22 protein-coding genes and 6 pseudogenes are annotated in these 19,630 nt (G+C 68.6%); 8 read left to right on the plus strand and 20 right to left on the minus strand.

Features of this window, described 5'->3' with window-relative positions:
* Positions 1–134: 134 nt before the first annotated feature.
* Entirely contained in the window at positions 135–386 is a 252-nt protein-coding gene (locus AB0G17_RS12410) for a hypothetical protein (RefSeq protein ID WP_361379847.1), read from the minus strand.
* 35 nt (positions 387–421) lie between these two features.
* Positions 422–799, minus strand: a complete 378-nt coding sequence (locus AB0G17_RS12415; protein ID WP_361379850.1) for a hypothetical protein — start codon at positions 797–799, stop codon at positions 422–424.
* 413 nt (positions 800–1,212) lie between these two features.
* Between AB0G17_RS12415 and AB0G17_RS12420 the strand changes: the two are divergent.
* A pseudogene (locus tag AB0G17_RS12420) lies at positions 1,213–2,032 on the plus strand (helix-turn-helix domain-containing protein).
* On the opposite strand, the gene AB0G17_RS12425 reads toward AB0G17_RS12420, so the two are convergent.
* The 3 genes and pseudogenes from AB0G17_RS12425 to AB0G17_RS12435 form a co-directional block, all read right to left on the minus strand.
* Positions 1,996–2,778: an oxidoreductase gene (locus AB0G17_RS12425; RefSeq protein ID WP_361379853.1), complete on the minus strand. Its 783-nt coding sequence runs from the start codon at positions 2,776–2,778 to the stop codon at positions 1,996–1,998. The pseudogene AB0G17_RS12420 and the gene AB0G17_RS12425 sit on opposite strands and share 37 nt — an antisense overlap.
* An 80-nt stretch (positions 2,779–2,858) precedes the next feature.
* The gene (locus tag AB0G17_RS12430; protein WP_361379856.1) at positions 2,859–3,437 is read right to left on the minus strand and encodes a TetR/AcrR family transcriptional regulator; all 579 of its coding nucleotides are present in this window, start codon (positions 3,435–3,437) and stop codon (positions 2,859–2,861) included.
* 45 nt (positions 3,438–3,482) lie between these two features.
* Positions 3,483–3,778 (minus strand): annotated as a pseudogene (locus AB0G17_RS12435) (transposase); the annotation flags it as partial.
* 251 nt (positions 3,779–4,029) lie between these two features.
* Between AB0G17_RS12435 and AB0G17_RS12440 the strand changes: the two are divergent.
* On the plus strand, positions 4,030–4,656 hold the full coding sequence (locus tag AB0G17_RS12440; protein ID WP_361379859.1) for a hypothetical protein: 627 nt from the start codon (positions 4,030–4,032) through the stop codon (positions 4,654–4,656).
* On the opposite strand, the gene AB0G17_RS12445 is transcribed toward AB0G17_RS12440, so the two are convergent.
* From AB0G17_RS12445 to AB0G17_RS12465, 5 genes are read right to left on the minus strand one after another with little or no spacing between them, the layout of a single operon-like run.
* Positions 4,624–5,565, minus strand: a complete 942-nt coding sequence (locus AB0G17_RS12445; protein ID WP_361379862.1) for a hypothetical protein — start codon at positions 5,563–5,565, stop codon at positions 4,624–4,626. The two genes, AB0G17_RS12440 and AB0G17_RS12445, sit on opposite strands and share 33 nt — an antisense overlap.
* A complete protein-coding gene (locus AB0G17_RS12450; protein ID WP_361379865.1) occupies positions 5,555–6,751 on the minus strand; it encodes a nucleotide disphospho-sugar-binding domain-containing protein in 1,197 nt (398 codons plus the stop codon). Before AB0G17_RS12450 ends, AB0G17_RS12445 begins: the two co-directional genes overlap by 11 nt.
* 36 nt (positions 6,752–6,787) lie before the next feature.
* A complete protein-coding gene (locus AB0G17_RS12455; RefSeq protein ID WP_361379868.1) occupies positions 6,788–7,747 on the minus strand; it encodes an alpha/beta hydrolase in 960 nt (319 codons plus the stop codon).
* Positions 7,744–7,974 carry an acyl carrier protein gene (locus tag AB0G17_RS12460; protein WP_361379871.1) on the minus strand — a complete coding sequence of 77 codons (231 nt, stop codon included), beginning with the start codon at positions 7,972–7,974 and terminating at the stop codon, positions 7,744–7,746. The genes AB0G17_RS12455 and AB0G17_RS12460 overlap by 4 nt, the downstream gene beginning before the upstream one ends.
* 13 nt (positions 7,975–7,987) lie before the next feature.
* Positions 7,988–8,965, minus strand: a complete 978-nt coding sequence (locus AB0G17_RS12465) for a beta-ketoacyl-ACP synthase 3 (protein ID WP_361379874.1) — start codon at positions 8,963–8,965, stop codon at positions 7,988–7,990.
* Between the two features lie 162 nt (positions 8,966–9,127).
* Here AB0G17_RS12465 and AB0G17_RS12470 point away from each other — a divergent pair, with 162 nt between their 5' ends.
* The 3 genes and pseudogenes from AB0G17_RS12470 to AB0G17_RS12480 all read left to right on the plus strand — a co-directional run.
* Positions 9,128–10,222 carry a beta-ketoacyl-ACP synthase III gene (locus tag AB0G17_RS12470; protein WP_361379877.1) on the plus strand — a complete coding sequence of 365 codons (1,095 nt, stop codon included), beginning with the start codon at positions 9,128–9,130 and terminating at the stop codon, positions 10,220–10,222.
* Positions 10,223–10,224: 2 nt separating this feature from the next.
* The gene (locus tag AB0G17_RS12475) at positions 10,225–10,506 is read left to right on the plus strand and encodes an acyl carrier protein (RefSeq protein ID WP_361379880.1); all 282 of its coding nucleotides are present in this window, start codon (positions 10,225–10,227) and stop codon (positions 10,504–10,506) included.
* Positions 10,507–10,601: 95 nt separating this feature from the next.
* Positions 10,602–10,993 (plus strand): annotated as a pseudogene (locus tag AB0G17_RS12480) (transposase); the annotation flags it as partial.
* A 16-nt stretch (positions 10,994–11,009) separates the two neighbouring features.
* Here AB0G17_RS12480 and AB0G17_RS12485 read toward each other — a convergent pair.
* From AB0G17_RS12485 to AB0G17_RS12505, 5 genes and pseudogenes are all read right to left on the minus strand, one after another.
* Positions 11,010–11,402 (minus strand): RidA family protein, encoded by a 393-nt coding sequence (locus AB0G17_RS12485; protein ID WP_361379883.1) that lies wholly within the window; start codon positions 11,400–11,402, stop codon positions 11,010–11,012.
* A gap of 55 nt (positions 11,403–11,457) precedes the next feature.
* Entirely contained in the window at positions 11,458–11,742 is a 285-nt protein-coding gene (locus AB0G17_RS12490; RefSeq protein WP_361379886.1) for a transposase, read from the minus strand.
* A 145-nt stretch (positions 11,743–11,887) separates the two neighbouring features.
* A pseudogene (locus AB0G17_RS12495) lies at positions 11,888–12,086 on the minus strand (transcriptional regulator); the annotation flags it as partial.
* 158 nt (positions 12,087–12,244) lie between these two features.
* Positions 12,245–13,150: a ribosome-inactivating family protein gene (locus tag AB0G17_RS12500; protein WP_361379889.1), complete on the minus strand. Its 906-nt coding sequence runs from the start codon at positions 13,148–13,150 to the stop codon at positions 12,245–12,247.
* Positions 13,151–13,487: 337 nt separating this feature from the next.
* On the minus strand, positions 13,488–14,006 hold the full coding sequence (locus tag AB0G17_RS12505; protein WP_361379892.1) for a cupin domain-containing protein: 519 nt from the start codon (positions 14,004–14,006) through the stop codon (positions 13,488–13,490).
* Between the two features lie 198 nt (positions 14,007–14,204).
* Between AB0G17_RS12505 and AB0G17_RS12510 the strand changes: the two genes are divergently transcribed.
* Positions 14,205–15,224 (plus strand): helix-turn-helix domain-containing protein, encoded by a 1,020-nt coding sequence (locus tag AB0G17_RS12510; RefSeq protein ID WP_361379895.1) that lies wholly within the window; start codon positions 14,205–14,207, stop codon positions 15,222–15,224.
* Between the two features lie 9 nt (positions 15,225–15,233).
* On the opposite strand, the pseudogene AB0G17_RS12515 reads toward AB0G17_RS12510, so the two are convergent.
* Positions 15,234–15,378 (minus strand): annotated as a pseudogene (locus tag AB0G17_RS12515) (aminomethyltransferase beta-barrel domain-containing protein); the annotation flags it as partial.
* Positions 15,379–15,845: 467 nt separating this feature from the next.
* Between AB0G17_RS12515 and AB0G17_RS12520 the strand changes: the two are divergent.
* Positions 15,846–16,058, plus strand: a complete 213-nt coding sequence (locus AB0G17_RS12520; RefSeq protein WP_361379898.1) for a hypothetical protein — start codon at positions 15,846–15,848, stop codon at positions 16,056–16,058.
* A 246-nt stretch (positions 16,059–16,304) separates the two neighbouring features.
* On the opposite strand, the gene AB0G17_RS12525 is transcribed toward AB0G17_RS12520, so the two are convergent.
* From AB0G17_RS12525 to AB0G17_RS12535, 3 genes and pseudogenes are all read right to left on the minus strand, one after another.
* Positions 16,305–16,733 carry a zinc-binding dehydrogenase gene (locus AB0G17_RS12525; RefSeq protein ID WP_361380637.1) on the minus strand — a complete coding sequence of 143 codons (429 nt, stop codon included), beginning with the start codon at positions 16,731–16,733 and terminating at the stop codon, positions 16,305–16,307.
* 128 nt (positions 16,734–16,861) lie between these two features.
* Positions 16,862–17,146, minus strand: a pseudogene (locus AB0G17_RS12530) (alcohol dehydrogenase catalytic domain-containing protein); the annotation flags it as partial.
* Entirely contained in the window at positions 17,143–17,937 is a 795-nt protein-coding gene (locus tag AB0G17_RS12535) for an enoyl-CoA hydratase/isomerase family protein (protein ID WP_361379901.1), read from the minus strand. The pseudogene AB0G17_RS12530 and the gene AB0G17_RS12535, both read right to left, overlap by 4 nt.
* Positions 17,938–17,962: 25 nt before the next feature.
* Between AB0G17_RS12535 and AB0G17_RS12540 the strand changes: the two genes are divergently transcribed.
* Positions 17,963–18,607, plus strand: a complete 645-nt coding sequence (locus AB0G17_RS12540) for a TetR/AcrR family transcriptional regulator (RefSeq protein WP_361379904.1) — start codon at positions 17,963–17,965, stop codon at positions 18,605–18,607.
* Here the strand turns inward: AB0G17_RS12540 and AB0G17_RS12545 are convergent.
* Complete coding sequence (locus AB0G17_RS12545) at positions 18,553–19,485, minus strand: SDR family NAD(P)-dependent oxidoreductase (RefSeq protein WP_361380589.1); 933 nt, start codon at positions 19,483–19,485, stop codon at positions 18,553–18,555. The two genes, AB0G17_RS12540 and AB0G17_RS12545, sit on opposite strands and share 55 nt — an antisense overlap.
* Positions 19,486–19,630 lie beyond the last annotated feature (145 nt).

Below are 19,630 nucleotides of genomic sequence, written 5' to 3' on the forward strand. Positions count from 1 at the left end.
ATCAACACCAGGCAGCAGGGGCGCTATCCGCTCCCACGCCGCATCCGTCAACTCACCACGACCCACCACAAGATCAATTATCAGACAGGCCCTAGAGCCCGAGGCTGCGGCCGAGCATCGTTCAGCGTGCCAGCTCAGGAGGTTCGGTGGACCTGTCGAAGGAGGTATTCCCGTTCGGAGCGGCTGGTGGTCTGCTCCGCGGCGGCGCGATAGTGCGTGACTGCGGTCTCGTGGTCACCGGCCATGTCGAGCAGTTGGGCCCGCACCGCCGCGAGGCGGTGGCTGCCGGTTATGCGAGGGTCGGCGTCGCGGGTGTCGAGCAGGACCAGACCCGCACCTGGCCCCTGGACCATCGCGATGGCCAGCGCCCGGTTCAGCGTGAGCACAGGCTTCTGCGCCGCAGACAGCAGACCCGACAAAGCTACCGAACCAGCGCGATGGTCTTCATCAACTCGTCTGGCGGATAGTTCTCATTGACCTGGCCGACCGCCTGGGCATGGCGCTGCGCCCGCCAGGAGAGCAGCGCGATTTCCTCGCTGACACTGCGGCAGCCGGCCGCGTTGAACACCTGCCCGGTGGCCTCACCAATGTCGTCGATCGCTGCTCCGACCGACCGGGCGGCCTGCTCGGCGCGCATCGCGTGCTGCTCAGCCGCCCCGATCAACCCGTGCGAGAGACCGAGGACCAGATCCACTTTCTTCCCGGTGTCAGGGCCGGTGCTGAACTTGACGCCCAGCACCTCGAGAACCTTCAGCAGGTCGGACGGGGCAACGGGCGGAGGCAGCAGCGGACTGGTCACCCCAGGGAGCGTAGTAGCGCCCACACGTCGCAAAGAGGCATTCGTCGAATCCCGAACCCGTACACCGGACCGCTCCGGACGCGCCGGCGTCACATCAATGCAGGTCAGCGATTTCCGTTGGTCTTACGGCGATTACTACCGGGAGAGTTCCCCTGCCGAGTGCTCCGCATCGGCCGCAGCACCCGTGTCGTCACCGCGTCCCTGCTCCGCATCCTCGACAGCGGCGAACCCGAATACAGCGGGTCCCGGAAGTGCGCCCCTCGCCAGCGTGACCCGTTACGCACAAAAGCCCCCGCCGGAGCATCCGGCGGGGGCAGTGCTGTGACCGGAAACGATCACCGAGTTGGTGCTCACTGATCCCGCTCGGGTTGAATGTGACGTCATGTCCGATCAGTACGGGGTGGCGTGGCGGAATGGCAGAGCCGGTCAGGGTTCGCAGCCTGACTGAGCAGGAGGAGCAGAAGCCGCAGCGCGTCGTTCGGCGAGGCAGCACCAGCACGGTGCAGTTCCGCAGGGCGATGATGCTCCGGGTCTCGGCGGGCGGGAACACCGTGCCGGTGATCGCGAGTCTGGTGCAGGCGGACGAGGACACCGTCCGTGACGTAATCCACCGCTTCAACGAGATCGGGCTGGCCTGCCTGGACCCTCAGTGGGCGGGAGGCCGTCCCCGCCTGCTCAGCGATGATGACGAGGAGTTCGTCATCCAGAAGCCACCACCCGCCCCACCAAGCTCGGCAGGCCCTTCACCCGCTGGTCGATTCGCAAGCTCGCCGGCCATCTGCGGCGCAACGTCGCCCGTCCGATACGCATCGGCCGCGAGACGCTGACCATCCGGTCAGCACGTCCCGACGGCGCCCCGATCTCCGTGATCCTGGACAACCTCTCCGCCCACAAGAACGCGCGCATCCTGCGCTGGGCAGCCCAGAACGAGGTCGAGCTGTGCTTCACCCCGACGAACGCGTCCTGGGCGAACCCGATCGAGGCGCACTTCGGGCCACTGTGACAGTTCACCCTCGCCAACTCCCATCACCCCAACCACACTGTCAGGCACGTGAGTTGCGCCGGTACCTGCACTGGCGCAATCAGAATGCCCGGAACCCCGACGTCTTGGCCGCGCAATGACGCGCCTTCGTCCGCAGCGAGAAGGGCATCCGCTGGGGCGGACGTCTCCTCACCGCCCCAGCGCGCCAGTCGTCTCACACCGTCTTGATGCCGCCGCCCTCGACGACGTAATCAGCGCCGGTGACGCTTGCCGCGCGGTCCGAGACGAGAAACGCGACGACGGCCGCGACCTCGTCGGCCTCGACCATGCGGCCAGTGGTCATTCCCATCGCTGCGGGCACCCCTGCCACGAAGTCGCGGTGCCTGACACCGTTCGCCTCTGCGAGGCGGGCACCAAAACCGTTGGCGTCCTCCCACATACCGGTACGCGTCGGACCGGGAGAGACAGTGTTCACACGTACACCCTGGGGGCCGAACTCCTCGGACAGTGCCTTGCCGAACGCGTTAAGCCCCGCCTTCGCGACGCCGTACTCGATCGGGCCCGTGCCCGGCAAGCGTGCGCTCATCGACGAGATGTTCACCACCGAACCGCGGCGCTCCAAGATGCTCGGCAGCAGCCGACGGGTGACCCGGACCGTGCCGAACAGGTTGACCTCGAAGCTCTGCGTCCACAGGGCGTCGTCGGTCGCGAGGAACCCGTTCAGGGTGAACGTGTCACCGCCGCCCAGATTGTTGACCAGGATGTCTACGCCGCCGAGTTCCACGAGCGCCTGCGCCCCCAACTCCTCGGCACCTTCCGGCGTGCTCAGGTCGACCGCGACCGGGTGGGCGCCGGCCTCCTTCAGCTCGGCCGTGATCGTGCGGGCCGCACCCACCACGCGGACCCCCTCGGCGACGAGCTGCCGTGTGATCGCGAGGCCCACGCCTCGGCTGGCCCCGGTGACGACCGCGGTCTTCCCGGCGAGATCGAGCTCCATGTCAGACTCCTTGAACGTATTTGAATTACAGGTACAAAATTAGGCCACAAAAGAGGACGGCACTGACCCGCGGTGCCGGACTAGAGCGACTCCATCGCCGCGTCCACGACCCGCCTCAACTGCGTGGCATCCTCGGCGGTCTTCGCCAGCACCCGCATGCCGATCACTGTCGCGAGCAACCAGGCGGCCGTCGCCGCCGCGTCGCGGCCACCGGCGATCTCGCCGGCCCGCTGGCCTTCCTCAATGGTCGCCCGGAACGCACTCTCCGTACGTGTGAACATCTTGCGCACCGTGTCCGTCGTCTCAGCGTCCGAGGTAGCCAACTCGGCGGCGGTGTTGACCGCCATGCAGCCGCGCCGATCCGGGTCTCCCAGATCGAGCTCGACCAGCGCCTCCAGCGCACCCCGCAGTCGATCCTTCGCTGAACCGGGGTGATCGAGAAGCGCCTCCAGCCACGCGGCCTGTGAGTCGCGGTAGCGCATAAGTGCCCGCTCGAACAAGGCATGCTTGCTGCCGAAGGTGTTGTACAGACTGCCCTTGCCGATGCCGATCTCGTCCACGAGGTCCTGCGGCGTCGTCGCGGCATACCCCTTGCGCCAGAACACGCCCATCGCGCGCTCCACCGCCACGTCCGGATCGAACTGCTTAGGCCTGCCCACGGCGCCACCGTAACACCATTTTTGACCTTGAGGTCAAAAGCAGGTTACGCGGTCCGAGCGCATCCGCGCCAGCACCTGCACGGGTAGATCCTGCAGGAGAAACGCGAGGCGGGGGGGGCGTCGTATCCGGCGTCCGCGACGACGAGAATGTCGGGGTCGTTTTCCTGCCACTGCCCGGAGTCGATCAGCCGCCGGGGCAGACTGCGTAGCTGCAGGGCAGTGACGGTGGCGGTGTCATCGCCGGGCGCCAGGCGGGTCGCGTCCAGCGGTTGGGTCCACGAACTGCGGCCGGGTTCGAGTGCGCAGATGATCGAGTAGGGCCAGCCGGGAACCGGGATGTGCTATTGCGTGGCCTGCGGCCGGGGGTGGTGCGGCGCGGCTGGTGCCGGCGGAGGCCTCTCGGGTCGGTTCGCGCCGGGAGGTGAGGGGGCTGCCGCCGGCCTCCTATCGGCGGTGGAGGAATGTAGGGCGGTGCGGGTTCGACGCCGATGAGCTGCCGCGGCCGGGATTCCGCGGGCGGTGGGCCGCCCGGAACGCTGCGTTCGCCGACACGCTGGTCCATACGGGGCTGCGGCTGTCAGAGCAGGCGGCGTTGACCGTCTTCGAGTTGCCCGAGCTGCCTCCGCCCGGGTCCGGGATCGTCAACGCCCGCACGGTGCTGCCCGACGAGATCTCGAAGGGTTGCTCGGGGCGCGCGGTGTACGTGCCGGTGTCGACGCTGCGGGAGGTGTGGGAGTACATGGCATGGGATCGGCGGGAGATGCTCGACTACGGGCGGGCCCGCGGGTTCTACACGCCGGGTCCCCGGTCGCCGGTCGTGGAGGATCCGGCGCGGCCGGCTGTTCGGATCGGCGGGCGGTGGGTGCCGGTGTCGCGTCTGGGGGCGGGTGAGCGGCGCAGGCTGCTGGTGGCGGGGCCCGATGGGTGGGAGCCGGCGATGGTGTGGCTGAACCAGTGGGGGCTGCCGATGTCGGTGTCCGGCTGGAAGCAGGTTTTCGCCGATGCCAATGCCCGGTGCGCGGCGGGGCAGGTGGGGCTGCGTGCGACTCCTCATGTGCTGCGGCACAGCTACGCGGTGGTCACGCTGGAGCGGGACGCTGACCTCATCCGGGCAAAGCATTGTAAATGGCCGGCCCATATGCCACGGTCACGTCAGATGGTTTTCCGTAAGCGCCCGTCGAGTGCGTCATCGCGGTGCAAGAGGTGTATCTGGCTGTGACCGTTGCGTGTCCGTAGCCGCCTGCCCACTCTTGTGGCCGATCGCGGAGGGCCACAGCGGTTTGAATAGCGCCCAGCTGTCCGGATGTCGCGTGATCGCCTTCTCGAATACGTCCGCCACTTCCTGGATTGCTTGCGTTGCTCGTTCCTGGACGGTGCCATGTGTGGAAATTCGTACAGCGTGATGAATTTCACCATGCATGACTGATGAGCCGTCATGCCAGAGCGTCAGGGGGTTGAGCGGGACCCCCGCCTGCAAAGCGAGTAGAGCGGGCCCCGCCAACATCCGTGTGCGTTGGCGGAAGAACCGTACTTCGACGCCTCCATGCGGGGGTGTCTGCGTGTCTGGCATGGCCAAGACGAATTCATTGCGTGCGAGACGCTCTCGGAGGACGGAGATCTGCCTGAGGTCTCTGCCGTTGGAGAATCTGACCTGCCGCGTTCTCCTGGATGGATAGAGCCGCACTTTGGGGTAGCGGTTGTTTGTGTACGAGACGAGCGATACGGGACCGTAGTTCTCTGCGATCCAGTAGGCGGCAAGGATGGGGCATGCCATGTGTGCCGTGACGACCACCGCGCCTTGGCCCCTCGCCAGGCGTTCAGGATTCGCGATGCTCACCCTGCTGGAACCCGACCGGGTGCGACTGGACGACGGCGTGAAGAACTCGCAGAATCTCAGCAGAACCTGCCGTGTGCACCGAACGGTCAGATGATCGAGTTGCCTGTCTGAAATGTCCGGGAACATTGTGTGTAGATTTTCGCGCAGTACCCTTACACGTCGGGCGGTTGCGAACCGCCGGTACGTCGTGTGGCGCCACGATTGGAGATCCAAGGAGTATTCCCCGAATGTTGGTTGATCTTTGGTGTGTCTGGCAGGCGTGTGACTGTCGCGGGGAGGGTTAGGCCGCACAGTTGCCGGGCGTGATCCGTTCGATGACGGCTGCGGCGCCGTCCTCGGAAGCGATCAGTTGCCTGAGGCGCTGAGCGTTGGCGCGGTATCGGGGCTCGCTGGTAGCGGCTTGCAGGGCTTGGGCGAGTCGAGCCGTTGACAGCCCGGTGTGGGGGATGGCTTCCGGTGCGCACCCAAGGGTGGTGAGTCTGCTGGCCCAGAAGGGCTGGTCGGTCATGATGGGGAGGGGCACGCTCGGGATGCCCGCGCGCAGCGTGGCGGCGGTGGTGCCTGCTCCCGCGTGGTGGACGGCGGCGGTGACCCGGGGCATGAGCCACTCGTGGGGGACGTGGTTCACCAGGTGGAGGTCGTCGTTGGGTTCTCCGGCCAGGGGGACGCCGGTCTGGATGACGGCGCGCAGCCGGACTTGGCGTAGTGCTTCGATGATCTGGTCTTGGGCTTGGCTCACGCGGTGCTGCTCCAGAGCTGTATGGCTGCCGAAGCCGACGTAGACGGGTGGGGGTCCTGCCTGGAGGAAGTCGGTGAGTGCGGGGTCTGGCTTCCAGCCGAGTGTGGTGGGGGGCCACCAGTAGCCGCAGATCTGTGCGTGGTCCGGCCAGCTGGCGGGCCGTGGGACGACGCGCCGGCTGAAGCCGTGGAGGGTCTCCCATCGGCCTGAGTGGGGGGAGTCTTCGAGCAGGTGGGCGACGAGGGCGGTGAGTGTCCGCCGCATCGTATGGTGGTGCAGGAGCATGGCTGTGGTGCTGGAGGGATCACCTGCTTCCGGTGCCTGCTGCCAGGCGACGGTGGGCTGCAGGGGGAGACAGACGTGGCGAATGCCGCGGCGGGCCGCGATGGCGGCCACGACGGGTGCGGTCCCGCTGGACGACAGAACGGTGGCGACAGGTTCGCCTTCGTCCATGGCGCGTGTCACCTCGTGCAGGAGCCGACTGACGATGCCGTTGGAGAGGGTTTTGAGCATCTGACTCTGGTGGGCGCGCAACGTCGCCGTGTCCATGACGGGCCGGAGCCGGGCCGGGTCGAAGTCGAGATCGCAGGCGGACAGTCCATGCTCTCGCACCGCTGGGGTGTAGCGGGCGGGGGCAGCTAGCGTTACGACGTGGCCTGCCTGCTGGAGACGCAGGCCCAGCCCGATGTAGGGGCCGACGTCGCCCCAGGTGCCTGCCGTGACGAGCAGAGTGCGCATGTGTGTGCCTGTCTCTGGTACCGCGGTGGCGGACGGTCAGTTTCCGGTGGCGATGGAAGCCTCCGGGGAGAGGCAGTAGGGCAGGTCGAGGAGGCTGGCGCCGGTGAGGAACCGGGAGACGAGATCGGCGAACTCCGCGTCGCGTTCCATGTGGAGCAGATGGTCCGCGTTTTTCATCAGCAGAAACACCGCGCCCTCGATGGTGGCTGCGATCTCACGGTTCTGCTCCGGGGTCGTGGTGGTGTCGTACTCACCCGTACACACCAGAGTGGGGACCCCGCTCAGGCCGCCGGGCGGCAGCATCCCCTCGAAGAGGAGGTGCCCACGAGCACTCGCGTAGTGGACGAGGGGGTCCCACGGGGCGGTATACAGCCGGTTGAACAGAACACGCGCGGCAGCGCGGACGGGAGTGATCGTGCGCGCCGCGTCCGCGTTGACAAGTACCGATACCACGCGTTCCACGTCGCGGGCATGGTCGGCGTCGTCCGGTGAGCGTGGTGCGGCGGGCCCGTGGAGTGCCAAACGGCGCTGCCCCTCACGGACGACGTCGGTAACGGCGGTCACCGGATGCGCGCTGGCGCCCATGAGGATCAGGCGGGACACCCGTTGCGGATGCTTCTGGGCGAGGCGGTAGGCGACGGGGTAGCCGGCCGAGGGGCCTAGCACGCAGCACGTGGGGATGCCAAGCGTATCCAGGGTGCGTACGACAGCCGAGGACAGCGCCTCCCAGTTGTAGGCCTTGTCGGGGGCGGGGTCGACGTCGGGGATTTCGTGGATCAGGATCTGGTGCTGTGATCCAAGCCGGCGTTCCAGGCGGGCCCAGGAGTACATGTCCTGCATGCCGCCCGCGATGACCAGCAGTGGTTCCCCGGCGGGCCGGCGGGGCGTGACGACCCGGCAGCCGTAACTCATGCCGTCGTGATCGAAATGGTGGTTGTCGATGTCGGCGTCCGCGAAGGGGTGCGGTTCACGCTGCAGGCCGGGGAAAGCGCTCATGCCAGGGCCTTCCGATCGGCCACCAGGGACGCCAGGTCGCCGACCGTCGCGGCCTGGCCGAGTTCGTGCTCACCGATCACGACACCGTGCGCGTCCTCCAGCACCATCGACAGGACCGCGAGTGCCATGGAATCGACCCCGGCCTTCGCCAGCGTCGCCGACGGGCTCACGAGTTCGGCGGGAAGTCCCGCGTCATGGGTGAGGATCCGAACAACTTCATCTTCCACGAAAACCTCCGGATCAATGGGGGATAAGAGTGCTGGGCCACACCAGGGTGGTGGCCGCCCAGGTCAGGCCACTCCCGAACGCCACCAGCGCGACCCTGTCACCCGGTCGCAGCGTTCCGTTCGACGCCGCGTCGGCCAGGAGCAGGGGAACCGATGCTGCTGCGGTGTTGCCGGTGTCCGCAATGTTGGACGGCATCCGTTCACGTGGGAGGCCCAGGCTCGCCGCAAGGGCGGAGGAGATGGTCGCATTCGCCTGATGGGCAATCAGGCGGTCGACATCGTCCAGGCGCCAGCCGGCGGCGTCGACCGCCGCGCGTACCGCCTGATCCATACGGCGCACAGCCTGACGCAGCACCACCGCGCCCTGCATGCGCACGAATCGGTCGCCGCCATCGGTGCCGTGGTCCTTCTGCCGGGAACCCCCTCCGGCGATGGCGATGGCATCTGCCAGTGAACCATCACTGCCCCAGACCGTGGGCCCCAGACAGCCCGGCATACCGGCATGGCCCGCTACGAGGACCGCGGCACCTGCCCCGTCCCCGAAGATGTAGGCCGTGGCACGGTCCGTGCTGTCGACAACCGAGGACACGGCGTCCGCTCCGACCACCACCACCCGCCGCGCCCTTCCGGACTCGATGAGACCGGCCGCCACCTCGCAGCCGTACAGGAATCCCGAGCAGCCGCCCCCCAAGTCGAAGGCGGCGATGTTGCCCAGGGACAGACGCGCCGCCACGTCGGGCGCTGTCGCCGGGCACAGCCGGTCCGGCGTCGTAGTGGCGACAATGAGCACATCTGCTGTCGCCGCTCCGGCCGAGCGCAACGCCGCAGCTGCCGCGTTGACCGCGAGGTCCCCCGTCGCGGTCCCTTTGCTAACCCTGTGCCGTGAGGCCACACCGATGCGCGTTCGGACCCAGATGTCCATGCTGTCGATCATCAGGTCGCCATTGGAGACGATATCCGGCGGAACCCATGACCCCACGCCGGCCAGCACCGCCCGCCTACCTGAATTCATACGGGAACTCCGATCTGCTGCGATACGTGGGAGCCGCCATGCTAGACGCTGAATAGCGGATATCCAATTTACGGACGGCGAGGCACGCATGGATCAGCCTTATAAAAGTTCTATTGTGTGAGGATATGTCTGAGGTGGTGTTTGACCGTCGCCGAGGTGATCTGCGATTCTCCGATACGCGGTCATGGCCGTGAAAGAAAACCATTCGACCTGCCCGAGGAGCATGTGATGACCTCTTCGATTTCGTCGGTCGTCTGTGGAATCGGTGCTTATGTTCCGCCCCGCGTCGTAAGGAACGACGACCCGGCTTTCTCGGCGCTGGACACCAGCGACGAATGGATCAGGAGCCGGACCGGCATCATCGAGAGGCGCTGGGCGGACCCCGGCACCAGCACTGGTGACCTGGCCGTCCGCGCCGCTGAACGCGCCCTGCTCAATGCTGGGGACCGCGGCGTGGACCTAGTGATCGTCACCACCACCACGCCGGACCACCGCACACCGTCGACGGCGCCAGCCGTCGCCGCCCAGCTGGGACTCGGCACCGTACCCGCCTTCGATCTGGGAGCCGCCTGTGGCGGTTTCCTCTACGGCCTGGCAACAGCAGACGTGTGGATCCGCTCCGGCGCGGTCGAAAGAGTCCTGCTGATCGGCGCCGACACGCTGACCACTTTCATCGATCCCACCGACAGATCCACTGCCGTCATCTTCGCGGACGGCGCCGGAGCGGTCGTTCTCCGGCACGGAGAAGGCACCGAACCCGGGGCAGTCCACCGCGTTCGGCTGGGCAGCGACGGCGCTCTGAAGGACCTGGTCATCGTCCCCGCCGGCGGCTCCAGGGCCCCCGACCCCGAAGTCACGGAAGGCCGGCGCCGGCACAGCGTCAACATGCAGGGAAAGCAGCTTTTCCAGCACGCGGTCTCACGCATGACCGAGTCCTCACGCGCGGTTCTCCAGGACATGCAATGGTCCGCGGATTCCGTGCAGGCGTTCATCGGCCATCAAGCCAATCAGAGGATCCTGTCAAAAGTTGCCGACCTTGTCGGAGTCAGCGAAGAGAGCCGGTTCGGAAACATCAGCCGGGTGGGCAACACCTCGTCGGCATCCATTCCCCTGGTCATGAACGAGATCGACATGCAGCCAGGATCGAAAACCCTCCTGACCACATTCGGCGGAGGTGCCGTCTGGGGGTCAGCGGCACTTTCCTGGCCCATCCTCACACCACGCAAAGGAAATTGACCATGAGCGGACAAATGGCACCATACGATTTCATCGTCAGCTACCTCACCACAGGGTTGGCTGTACCGCCGACAGAACTCCGACCTGAAACGACCTTCGGGGAGCTGGAACTGGACTCGATCGCACTCGTAGAACTGGTCGTCACCGTGAACGATCACTACGCGATTGCTCTGGACGACACGGAACTCACCCCGAACACCACGCTCGCGGAAACAGCCAACCTGGTTACAACCGCCCAGAACGTCAACGCCGGGGCGTTGGACTGTGACCTCGTCCAGGACTGAACGACCTTGGTTCTAGACCGACAGGTACCCGACCCCGGCTGGTGGATCGCATTCGTGCGAGGACTCAACACTCTTCGGCACGGTCGCAGTGGACAACGGCCGGGCAGCGCGGCGACTCGCCGCAGTTCGAAACCGTGCTGGAGAAGTCCGCGTGCCCCGCATCGGGCCGGGCCGGCCACGCGTCCGCCCCGATCGGGTCCGCGCGGACAAGGCGTACGGCTCCCACGCCAACCGCGGCTACCTGCGCCGACGCGGCATCCGCTGCACCCTCCCGCTGAAGCGCGACCAGATCGCCAACCGCAAGAAGCGCGGCTCCCTCGGCGGGTGGCTCCCGAAGTTCAACAAGGACGACTACAAAGAGCGCCACGCGGTGGAGTGCGGGATCAATCACCTCAAGCGCCACCGCGCAGTGGCCACCAGGTACGACAAGCTCGCCGTCCGCTACGAAGCCACAGTGCTGATCGCGGCCATCAACGAGTGGCTGTGACCAGTGCTTCCGGGAGTCAGTCGAGGATGGCGTCAAGCTCCACTTCAACGAGCCATTCGGGATCGATGAAGCGTGAGACCTCAACGAAGGTGCAGGCCGGACGGACCGACGCGAACCGCTCTCCGTGTGCTCGTGCGGCTTCTTTCCAGCGAGTCACGTCGGTGAGCATGATGCGGGTCCGCACGACGTCCTCCAGCGACGCCCCCGCTGCCTTCAGTGCGGCGTCTGCGATGTCCAGACATCTGACAGTCTGGGCATAGACGTCGCCTCGTCCTACGGTCGTTCCGTCGTCCCCGATGGGAGCGGTCCCGGCCACCGCGACGTGCGCCCCCTTGCGGATTGCCCGGGAAAAACCGATTTGGGGTTCGAGCGGCGAGCCAGAACCAACCATCTGCCGAACATGATCCATCGCACCATGCTCCCAGATCACCGCACTTTCGAAACACCCCCTACTGAGTTTCTCGTTAGTTCTGCGGTGGTTGGGGGTGGATGGTCAGTCCGGTGTGGGTGAGGAAGGGCCAGGGGAGTTGGTTGTTGGAGCAGATGCGGTGGATGCCGGATTCGGCGGCGTCGGCGACATCGGCGAGGTGGTCGCCGGCGAGGTTGGCGAGCTCGCGGGTCTTGATGGCCGACCAGAGGAGTTCCACCGGGTTGAGTTCGGGTGCGTAGGCGGGCAGCCGCTCCAGTGTCAGCCAGTCCTGGTCCGCTGCCCAGGCCCAATCACGATCCCGGCCAGTTCCAGGGTCCACAGGTCGGCTTCGAACCCGTGGGCCTACTGCCGCCTCCGCACCCACAGAACTAACGAAAAACTCAGTAGTCGTGCGGGTGAGCACGCTGGGGGGTGTTGTGTGGCCATACCGGCTGGGGCGGGCAGGGCCGTGCCGTAAGTCGAGGTCAGCTCGTCGCGGAGGGTTCCGTGACGTCGACATCTCGGGTGGCGGCCCAGGACGCGAGGAGGCGCAACCCCTCTTCGGAGGGATGAGCCGGGTTCGGCGGTGTAGATGGTGAGGGTGAGCCCGGGTTCGGCGGCCATCTCCAGTCCGTCGTAGGCAACGATGTGGTCACCGGCGGCGTGGTGGTGGAAGCGTTTGGTGCGCCCGGCTCAACCGCCGTCGGCCGGCTGAGTTCCTTGGCGGTCTGGTGGCCGACAAATGGCAGCGTGGTGCCCCGCCGGGGGGCGGCGGGGCACCACGTGACCGGCTTCGACGTCCGCCCGGGGGTCACTTCAGCAGGGCGGGTTAGCGCGGTTTTCTACAGCTCGTCGTGGTTCCAGTCACCGTTGGCGGCTTTCGTGTCAGCCAGGAGCAGCCGGACGTAGCGTCGCACTGAGTTCATCCCGTTGATCGTCCCAACCTCGGGGATGTTGAGCGCGCGGGGGTTCCGGCCCGCTTGCAGGTCGTGGGCGTACTCCGATATGGGGTCCCAGGAGTTCTCCAGCCGCTGGTGCGTGAACGACAGGCGCTGGACATCCCAGGTGCTCATCGCCGAGCGGAAGACGCCCTCGATGTCGTTGAAGCGGGCAGCTTCGGAGAGCATCTGCACCATCAGCATCAGGGAACGGGCCGTGTCCCTCTGCCCCGCCCCGAAGGGGTTCTGCACCGTGGCCAGTTGCACGATGGAGGCCCGGATGTCGTTGAAACCGATGCCCATGGCCGACCGGTCGCGGCCGGCGGCTCCACTCATGGAGTTGTAGTTGCTCCCGAAGGAGAGATCACGCACCGGGCCGGACGTTTGCGGTCGGTAGGGGACGGTGGTCTGCGTTATCCGGCGGTTGAGGTCCATGTCGTGTCCGTCGTTGCTTCGGACGTCGTTGAACTGCCAGGTGACGTGGTTCTCGTTGGAGAAGCCCACCAGGTACAGGTTTGACGGGTTGATCCACAAATCCACGGTGTGCCGGTTGCCCTGTCCGTCCAGTGCGCTCAGGGACGCCTGGACAAGGCCGGCGTTGGCGTCCTGTGTCTCCCCTCCGGCCGGGGATTCCACCGCCGCCCGCAGACTGGCCAGGAACGTGGAGTACTGGATTCGCTCTTCACCGCTGGGGCCGTCGCCCAGGTCCATCCACACATGCGTCACATGCCGGAATTCCGTGTTCGCCTGGGCCAAGCCCGCCGTGGTGAGAGTGCCGGTGAACACAGCGGCCACGGCTGTGGCAGCCACCAGCGCCGAGCGAACCCTTCGCGGGGCGCCCAAAGACTTCTTCACTCTTGCTTCCTTTCAGGGTGCGCCAAGTAACCGGCCCGTGCCCAAAGGGCAGGGCAGGGCTGCTTGCCGCCGTTGGGTGTTCCCCGTGTTCGTCGGGCGAACGAGGGGGTGACAGCGCGCCGGGCACCGGTCAGGGCCGGGCGCGCTGTGGTGCTGTGCCGCCTTACCAGGTGAGCGTCTTCATGGGCCGTCACCGCTACGAGCAGAGTTGCGCCGACCACGACTAAGGCGTCGGGGTCAACCCGGCGTCGCCTGCCACCGCCCGCTGAACCGCCTCAGGCGCGGACGGGGTTCACCGGTCAGCCGGCGGGAGGCCGGTGTCGTACTTCCCCAGGAGGCCGAGCATCCGGTCGTCGATCCGCTCCGGGCCCCACGGCTGGACCTGCACGCCCGGCACGGGCTCGTCGCCGCCCTCGACGAAGAGGCCCTCTGCACCGCCCGGGGTGTAGACGAAGAGCAGCTTGGCGGGCTGGATGCCCGGGTTGACGAAGCGGTGGACGGTGCCGCGGGGGATGTGGACGACGTCGCCCGTGCGGGCGGTGAAGACGCGGTCCCCGTCGAGGAACTCCAGCTCGCCCCCGACCAGGTAGAAAGTCTCGTCGGTGGCAGCGTGCACATGCGGGGCGGGGCCGCCGCCCGGGGGGACGGTCGCCTCGATGACGCCGATCACGCCCCCGGTCTGCTCGGCGGTGAGCCTGACTCCGTAGATGTCGCCGTTGAACCAGGTCGTGACCCCGGCTCCCGCCGGTACGTGCACTCCCCCGGTGGGCCGGTCCGTATCTCTGTGGCCCTCATGGACGGTGAAACTCATGGGTTGGTACTCCTCGGTGTGCCCGGCGCACGCGCGCCGCTGGATGTCCAACACGCTAGGAGCCGCGCCCCGCCCCCGAAGTGGACGTGCGTGCCCGGTTCGCTGGACGCCCGTGCCACCGGGGGCGCGTGCTAACTTCCATCAGATGAGCACGTGTTCGACCGGCTGCCGGGACGGAGCAGCCGACGGGGAGCAGGAGTGAGTCCGGACCCGCGGACACCGCCCGGTGCGCCGCCGCGGGCGGGCCGGACGTTCCTCGTCGACGTGTCGGTGGCCGGCCGCGCCCCCGACGCGTTCGACCTGCTGCGGCGCGGCTGGGACGAGCAGGTCGGAGAGGCGATCCCGATCCCGCCGTCCCGCCCGGCCGACGACGGCGACTACCGGATCCGGATCCGCCACCACAAAATCGCCGACGCGGTGGTCGAGGACATCTACAGCGAGGCCATCACCGGCGGCACCGGCGGGGTGTTCAACCACCTCAACGACCGCGTGGTCCTCCACGTCGTCCAGCAGGGCGGCTGGCACTTCACCCGCTCGCAAAACCGGGGCAGCCCGCTGACCGTCCCCGCCGGCCGGTTCGTCGCCCGCTACAACGACCCGTCGTGGGAGTTCGGCATCGGCCCACGCACCGGCTCGCAGGTGCTCATCCTGCCTGCCGGCGAGCTGCGTCCCCTCCTCGGCGACCGCCCCGTCGACGGCCCGGCCGACGCTCCCGCGCTCCGGCTGCTCACCGCTTACCTGGACCACCTGAGGCCCGTCCTCGACGAACTGTCCCCGGGCGCGGTACACGCGGCCCGCGCCGCGTTGCTGGAACTGGTCAAGGGCGTCCTCGCCGACAGGATCGACGGCGACGAGCCGCAGTTCGCGCGGGCGCTGACCGACGCCGCGCGGCGACTGGCCGACGATCGCCTCGCCGATCCCGGCCTCGGCCCGCAGACCCTGGCCGGGGAGCTGAACGTCTCCGTACGCACCCTGCACCGCGCCTTCGCCGCACAGGGCGACTCCGTCATGGCCTACGTGCGGCGCCGCCGCCTCGACCGCGCCCTCGGCGACCTGACCGCCTCCCCCGTACGCCTGAGCGTCAGCGAGGCGGCCGCCCGCTGGGGCTTCTTCGACAGCAGCCACCTGATCCGGGCGTGCCGGCGGCAGTACGGGCAGACACCCGCCGCGTACGCGCGGACGCTGCGGGCCGGGAACGAGGAGCAGGCGGGGCCGTAGCTCAGGGCCTCACGCTCGGCCCACCGCCGTGGGCCGCCGCGTGGTGGCGATCGTCGCCGAACCCACCACGCGTGCCCGTGTACAGCACGATCGCCTGGCCCGGCGCGACGCCCCGCACCGGCTCGTCGAAGGTGACGTGCAGCTCGCCGTCGACCGTGCGGCGGTCATACGCGGGGCTGCCGATCGCGGCCGGGGCCCACACGGCGGTCCTGCGGGTCCCGAAAAGGTGTGACGGACGCGGCGGTACGAGTTCAACGCGGCCGTCAGAGACAGGGAACACGGGCACGTACCTGCGCGTCCCTCTCGCCGACGGTTCGGAGATCACCATCCGCGGCACGACCGCCGGCGGCGCAAGGTCAACTCCCAGCAGAAGGTCGGCGACCACGACGGCTGGCTCGCCGTGTGGGGCGACTTCAAGGACAGCTCCGTCGATGTCTACCGCACCTCTGGCGGTCGCGTACTCTCGTGCGCCCGCGACCACGGCGGCGAACTCGCCCAGGGCTCCTGACCCCTTCACACCCCGTCGGCCGGGCGCGGCAACGCCCGGCCGACGGTCTCACCAACTCCATTCGCGAAGGAGCCACTCGTGCAGCGCTACGGTTCGGTACTGACCCGTACATCGTGATGCTCCGCAACCACGGCACCGAGCTGCCGATCCCCAGCCCGGTGCCCGCGCTGGCCGCGCAGGGCCGCCACCATGCGCTGATCGTCCCGATCGGCCGCAAGGGCGCCCCGCGCACCACCGCCGAACCGCTCACCGCGATGGCGTGCAAGCCGCACCACTCGCTGGTCATCCCGGCCGCAGGCCAAGGACGTCCCACTCAGCTCCTCTGAGGTCGAAGGAGGAGATTTCGAGAGCCTTGTAGGAGGGCTTGGGGTCGAAGGAGAGCAAGCGGCGTGCTCCGCCGGGTTGTTCACTGATTCGACGCCACCAGTGCGGTGCCGGGGAACGACAGCACGGAGAGTCAAGGTCCGTCGCCGGTCACTACTGTTAGCGGCAACCGCTCTCGGCGACCACGCCGATGGCGGCGCCGTGATGGGCGACGGCACCGGCACGCTCCGCCGTGCCGCCTCGCCGGGTCAACGCGAACGCCTGCTCCATGACGGCGGGTACTCCGGCCGCCTCGAACACCCAGCGGCTGCCGCCCCGGTCAGCGAGCGCACCAGACCCTCCGCCTCGTCGGGGGCACAGGCGTGGCTCGCCCCGAGCGCGAGGGCCAGCTCCCGCTTGCCGGCCACGGGGTCCACGGCGACGACCGGCGACGCACCGCACGAGACGGCTCCGAGCACGGCGGCCTGCCCCACTCCGCCGAGGCCGAGCTCGGTGACGCTGTCACCGGCCGACACTCCGGCCGTGTTACGCACCGCGCCGAAGCCCGTGAGCATCGCGCAGCCGAGGACGGCGGCCACATCGAAGGGCACGTCCTCGTCGATGACGACGGCCGAGGAGCGGTCGACGATCGCGTACTCGGCGAAGCCCGGCACACCGAGGTGGTGCCTGACGGGCACGCCCGCGGCGTCGTGCAGTCGTCCGCCGCCGCGCAGCAGGTCACCGGCGGCGTTGGCGGCCCCGCCGGCCGCGCACAGCGCGGGGCGGAGCCCTCCTTGCAGTAGGCGCAGGTGCCGCAGCTGGGCACGAAGGTCAGGACGACGTGGTCGCCGACCGCCACGTCCGCGACAGCCGGGCCGACCTCGGCCACCACTCCGGCGGCCTCGTGGCCCAGCGCCATCGGCAGGGGCCGTACCCGGGAGCCGGTGACGACGGACAGGTCGGAGTGGCAGACGCCGGCGGTGCGTATGCGGACCAGTAGTTCGCCCTGCCGAGGTGCGTCGAGCGTGAGTTCTTCGACGGCGAGGGGGCGGTCCGTGGTGTAGGGCCGCTCGGCTCCGGTGGCCCGTAGGACGGCTGCTCGGTTCTTCAAGTGTTCCTCCCGGTGTGCTCGGGGCTGCGCCGCTCGCGTGTCCGGTGGACCGCTTCGGCGTGCTCGTCGCTGCTCTGCAGCACGGCGACGGAGTGGGCGGACAGGTTCAGCCCGGTGCCGAAGGACGTCTCCGCGCAGTCGTTGACGAGCCGCTTCATGGCGGTCAGGGCATTGCGGGGCATGTCCTGGAGCCGGTGGGCCGGCGCCAGGGTCCGCTCGCTCAACTCGGCGTCAGGCACGGCGAGCGTGACCAGTCCGGTGTGCTCGGCCTCGTCGGCGCTCATCGCTCGTGCGGTCAGCAGCAGGTCCAGAGCACGCCCGCGGCCGATGAGGCGGGGCAGCAGCCAGGCACCGCCGTCCCCCGCGGACAGCCCGACCCTGATGTAGGCCTCCCGTAGGACGGCGGACCGGGCGGCGACCCTGAGGTCGCAGGCGAGGGCGATGTCCAGTCCCGCGCCGACCGCCGGGCCGTTGATCATGGCGATGGTCGGCTTGGGGCAGTCCATCAGGGCACGCGACACGGCGTGGATGTGCTCGGTGAGGTAGTCCAGACGGCCGGTCGCGTCGGTGCCGCCGCCCATCGCGGTGATGTCACCGCCAGCGCAGAACGCGTCCCCGGCTCCGGTGAGGACGACCACCCGCGTCGCGGGGTCTCGGCCCGCCCGGGCGAGCTCCGAGGTCAGCCGGTCGAGCAGGTGCCGGTCGAAGGCATTCTTCTTGCCGGGGTTGCGCATCCGGAGGAGGGTGACTCCACCGTCGCGTTCGACCTCGACGTCCGTGATCTCAGGCACGGCCGTCTCCTTGTAGGTTGTGGGCATGACTTCTGCAGGAGCTGACGGCGAGGCTCGGCGCCGGCCCGGCCGGCCGCGGCTGGACGCGGACGACCAGATCCTGTCGGCGGCGCTGGAGCTGCTCGCGGAGGTGGGCTTCCCGCGGCTGACCGTGGCAGCCATCGCCGAGCGTGCCGGGGTGTCCAAGCCTGCGGTCTACCGGCGCTGGTCGGACAAGGCGGAAGTCGTCGCCGCGGCTATCGCCAACAGTCACCGCGACCGTCCCCACCCGGTGGGCGACCTGCGCGCGGATCTGGTGGCGGAGCTGCACGACGTACGGGAGACCTACGAGCGCACGGTCCCCATGGCCATGGTGGGCACGCTGCTCGCCGAGGAGCCGCACCACCCCGAGCTCATCGAAGCCTGGCGCCGCTGGGTCGTCCAGCCGCGCCGGGAGCGCATCGCCGAGATCGTCACCAGGGCGGTGGACGCCGGTGAACTGCCGCCGGAGACGGATGCCCCGCTCGTGGCGTCGATGCTCATCGGCGCGCTCTACGGCGCCTACACGCAGGAACTCACCCTGGACGACGACTGGGAGCAGCGGGTCGTCGCCATCTTGCTCGAAGGGGCGCGCCATCACGCCTCCGTCTCTTCGCCGAGGCCGGAGCCGAGGTCGGCGGGCGGGGCCTGAACGACCCCGTTGCGCACCAGCTTCTCGATCCGGTCGGATGCGATGCCGAGGCAGCTGAGCACCCGACGGCTGTCGGCCCCCTGCGGTCGGGGCGGTGTGGTCACCGCGCCCGGCGTGCGGGCCGGCTTCACCAAGACGCCGAGGACCCGGTAGCCGCCGACGTCCTGCACCATCTCCCGGTGCCGGACCTGCGGGTCTTTCACCACCTCGGGCAGTGGCCGGACGGGACTGGCGGGGATGCCGTGCGCGAGCATCGTCCCCGCGGCCTCCGCCAGGTCGACACCCGCCATGAGGTCCGCGATACGACGGCTGAGTTCCGCGCGGTTCGCCACGCGTTCGGGTGTTGGTGCGGAACTGCGGCTCGTCGGCCAGTTCGGGGGCGCCGAGCCAGGCGCACAGGGCGCGGAACTGACGGTCGTTGCGCCGGGGGCAATGCAGTTGACCCGGACGCGGTCGGGCGCGAGCTCCAGAGCGAGGGTCTGGGTCAGCGAGACCAGGACCGCCTTCGCCGCGCAGTACGCGGACAGCTGAGCCCGGGCGCGCAGGCCCGCCACCGAGCTGATGTTGACGATGGCGCCCCGGCCGGCGCGCAGGAGAAGGATGGCCGCGCGGCTGACGTGCACAGGGCCCATGAGGTTGATGGCCAGGGTGTCCTGCCACAACGCGGAGGTCGTGTCGGTGAAGGGGATGCTGGGTGTGGCCGCACCGCCGCAGTTGACGACCACGTCGAGCCGGCCGCAGGTCCCGGCCGCCTCCCGGACGGCGGCGGCGACTTCGCGTTCGGCGGTGACGTCCCCCTTGAACGCCAGGGCGGTGGTGTGGTCGGCGGAGAGGTCGCGGGCGTCCTCGGCGGCGGCATCGCCCTGCACGTCGAGCAGCGCGACCCGTTAGCCGCGTTCATGCAGTTCGCGTGCCACCGCGCGGCCGACTCCGCTGGCGGCGCCGGTAATCAGGGCGACCCGTGGCTGTACGTGGTCGTTCATGCGGTGTCCTTCGCCGTGGTGGGGGCGAGCGGCGGATGCT

This window comes from Streptomyces sp. NPDC023838, assembly GCF_040639555.1.
GTDB lineage: Bacteria > Actinomycetota > Actinomycetes > Streptomycetales > Streptomycetaceae > Streptomyces.

What these genes read in the sequence shown, in the direction of transcription:
- AB0G17_RS12485 (WP_361379883.1), bottom strand. Translation starts at nt 11,402, where the DNA reads ATGGATCATGTTCGGCAGATGGTTGGTTCTGGCTCGCCGCTCGAACCC.
- AB0G17_RS12450 (WP_361379865.1), bottom strand. Translation starts at nt 6,751, where the DNA reads ATGCGCACTCTGCTCGTCACGGCAGGCACCTGGGGCGACGTCGGCCCC.
- AB0G17_RS12475 (WP_361379880.1), top strand. Translation starts at nt 10,225, where the DNA reads ATGAGCGGACAAATGGCACCATACGATTTCATCGTCAGCTACCTCACC.
- AB0G17_RS12455 (WP_361379868.1), bottom strand. Translation starts at nt 7,747, where the DNA reads ATGAGCGCTTTCCCCGGCCTGCAGCGTGAACCGCACCCCTTCGCGGAC.
- AB0G17_RS12425 (WP_361379853.1), bottom strand. Translation starts at nt 2,778, where the DNA reads ATGGAGCTCGATCTCGCCGGGAAGACCGCGGTCGTCACCGGGGCCAGC.
- AB0G17_RS12505 (WP_361379892.1), bottom strand. Translation starts at nt 14,006, where the DNA reads ATGAGTTTCACCGTCCATGAGGGCCACAGAGATACGGACCGGCCCACC.
- AB0G17_RS12540 (WP_361379904.1), top strand. Translation starts at nt 17,963, where the DNA reads ATGACTTCTGCAGGAGCTGACGGCGAGGCTCGGCGCCGGCCCGGCCGG.